This window comes from Halorientalis persicus (assembly GCF_900110215.1).
Classification (GTDB): domain Archaea; phylum Halobacteriota; class Halobacteria; order Halobacteriales; family Haloarculaceae; genus Halorientalis; species Halorientalis persica.
The window spans coordinates 1-2,763 of the sequence record NZ_FOCX01000090.1 but is presented as its reverse complement, the minus strand read 5'-3'; the positions used below and the strand labels follow the sequence as shown (position 1 = coordinate 2,763).

The following is a 2,763-nucleotide window of genomic DNA, read 5'->3' as shown; positions in this document are numbered from 1 at the left end:
GCTTCTCTGCCATCTCAGCTACTTTTCTGGATCGTACGCTGGCTCTCCGTCTTCCAGTCTTGGTCAGGTGCAACACAGCCGAGCGCTTGATACAGGGGACCGACTAGTCGCTTCTGAGAGACCAACTATAGAGATACATGGGAAGACCCACCATCAGACCGACGACGGTCTGAGACAGGATGTATATCAGGGAAAGGCCGGGAATAAATGAATCACTCGTCAACAGATTGATGTTGATCATCAGGACAAACACCAGTCCAACGATTACGTTGATCTTCTTCCGTTGCATACTACTCTCAGCGATCGTGTACGGTGAGAGAAACGCGACGACAAACGAAGCGACTCCATAGGGTGCCCAGAGTACAGATATGAAATCGACAATCGAATCTCCATAAAACGAGGACGCCCACTGAATTGCTTCGAGACTGTACCCGACAGCTACCGCCATCAGCGCCACCAACAGTGCGTAGGTGAACGGAACATGATCCCTCGCCCCAAACAGTTCGTACAGGGTGAACATCACAGCTGTCGTCGCGTAGACCCCACCGATACCGACCGCGAAAATATCCCAGACCACTACGTCTGGGAAGGCTACAGAAATTGCGATGATAAGTATTCCCAATCCGAAAACAACGGTACTCGATCGTTGTGAGGTCCACTTCATCCCAGAGTATTGGGTCGTGATTCTTTGCTGATAAATACTTTCTGCCGCTGAGTGGTTTGCACGTACACTGAGAAGTTAGAGATCGCATCTGGTTCCTGGCTGAGAGTCGCTCAGTACAGGTTCTGCACTCATGATTCACCTCGTCCGCGAGTACTCAATCTCAGACCTGCCCCGTATAGGTCTTCACATAGTTCCCGACCCTGTTCAGTGTTATTAATTTATTAATAATATCGTGGGAGGATAAGGTTGATATGGATCTAGAAAAGTGATTTCAGTTGATGGTACCGATAACATATTTGGTCCCTTTGGCACTCACACTGTTTGCAGGAGTTTCTGCCGGGGTTTGGACATACTTTGACGCGTCTAGTCGGAATGCTGTGTATGCGGGAACCATTGCAGCTATTGTCACAGTGTTCATTCCTTCGATTTTGGTGTATCTTTATTACCGAGACCGTATTGGTCCGCGAACTCGAAAAAGAAAAACCACAGAAAGTATCGCAGGTGCGATAGCGGTTGGTTGTCTTGGAGCAGTGACGATAGGTCAACTCATCGCCTCATCTGACCCTGCTGAAATAGGACTAGTGCAGGGTATTCTACTCCCGATTGGAATTGCAGTTGGGCTTGTATGGATGTATAAAATCAGCCCAAGAATATTTAATACCAGATAAAGCTTGTTTGTGGTTATTTACGTTTCCTTCAGGGTGTAATTGTCCAAGTTATAGTAGCCTTCGAATTGTCCGTAAGGTGCTTCTGCGGCCGAAATAGCTGTCTGTGAGGTTCCTATTGCCGCAGCAACGGATTCAGCTTTCATGTTGACATAAAAGTAATCTGGTGGATCTTCCATATAGATGTTTTCAGAGTAGTCTGACTCCTCTGTCCAATAATCACCAAGGAAAGTACTCTTTTTCCGAGTGGTTGTATGACCAATCTGATCACCGTTTGAATTATCGATGAAGAACTCTAATGTTAATTCAGAAGTGGCCAACGCATTCCAGGCAGAGGCATTATACCCCCCTTCAAAGTTTGCGATGAGTGACTTATTTGACGACCAGGAGTGACCAGTCCAGGCCTTCGCATAGCCGGAGGCGGCTCCGGCGACGGTAGCACTTGAAGCAGACTCAGCGTGAGACGGGCCGGCCTCATTAAAGGTATCACCTGTAACTGGGACATTGATCTGCCCTGAAGTCCAATCTTCAAAGCCCGTCCAATCAGCAGCTTGTATGCTTGATGTTGTGACTTGTGTGGTCGCTTCTCTTTCTTGATCAGATTCTTTTTCAAGTTCTTCTTTGGCTTCCTTCATGCGTTTTTCTAATGTCTCTTTCACCTTTTCTCGCTTCAGACTAAACCGTCGACCGTTAATCTCTACTGTAATATCCGAGGTATCCTCTCCCGAAATAACCTGTGTTACCTTAGTTCCATCCTCATGTCGCTGCTTTTCGACTGCGGACAGCCCTTTTGAACTATTTTTTAGGGCTGACATCTTTTGTCCCTCTATTTCAAGGGGATCTTCCTTTTCTGATTGTTTGGCTTCAGATGGAGAGGTTTTGGTTCTTCTTCGCCCCTTTTTAACGTCTCTTTTTTGGGGTTTTCGCTGGAGTTCTTTGACACTACCCCCCTCGATTTGTGCTGATTTTTGGGTTTCGATCTGCCCGTGGTCATTTATCAAACCGTCACAATACTGCTCGTATTGCTCTATGTCCTTGCCTTCCAATGAACTAGCGTTTGCATTGCCGATTATAACAGTACTACCCAGGATTGCCGTACCAGTTCTTACGAAGTTACGTCGTCTCATTTCAGAGTGCATTCTATTAGATACACACATATAGTAAATGCTTTTCTATCAGTATGTTGAATGGCAATGTATAGTATAGGACCTCCTCGGCAAGAGTGCGGCCATCTAATACTTGGTTCGGCCAATTACGGTTGTAGTAGTATCTGGAGATCTTGAGCCATAGTTTCGCGCTGGTTTAATCCCCCCGCCAGAACTATTGAAGCGGTCGGTAAGCATCTACACTGAGCACTCGGGTTTTGCACACACGCAGCTGAATGTGACGTTGGCCGATCACTGAGCCTTCCTCGTACCCCTGGCCGGGTTGGGC

At 47.0% G+C, this 2,763-nt stretch carries 2 protein-coding genes; both read right to left on the bottom strand.

Annotated elements, in window-relative coordinates:
- Window positions 1-103 precede the first annotated feature (103 nt).
- Window positions 104-664, bottom strand: coding sequence for a hypothetical protein (locus tag BMX17_RS24660; protein WP_092665250.1), 561 nt, complete (start codon window positions 662-664; stop codon window positions 104-106).
- 685 nt (window positions 665-1,349) lie between these two features.
- Window positions 1,350-2,375: a hypothetical protein gene (locus BMX17_RS25710; protein ID WP_139203798.1), complete on the bottom strand. Its 1,026-nt coding sequence runs from the start codon at window positions 2,373-2,375 to the stop codon at window positions 1,350-1,352.
- Window positions 2,376-2,763: the final 388 nt, after the last annotated feature.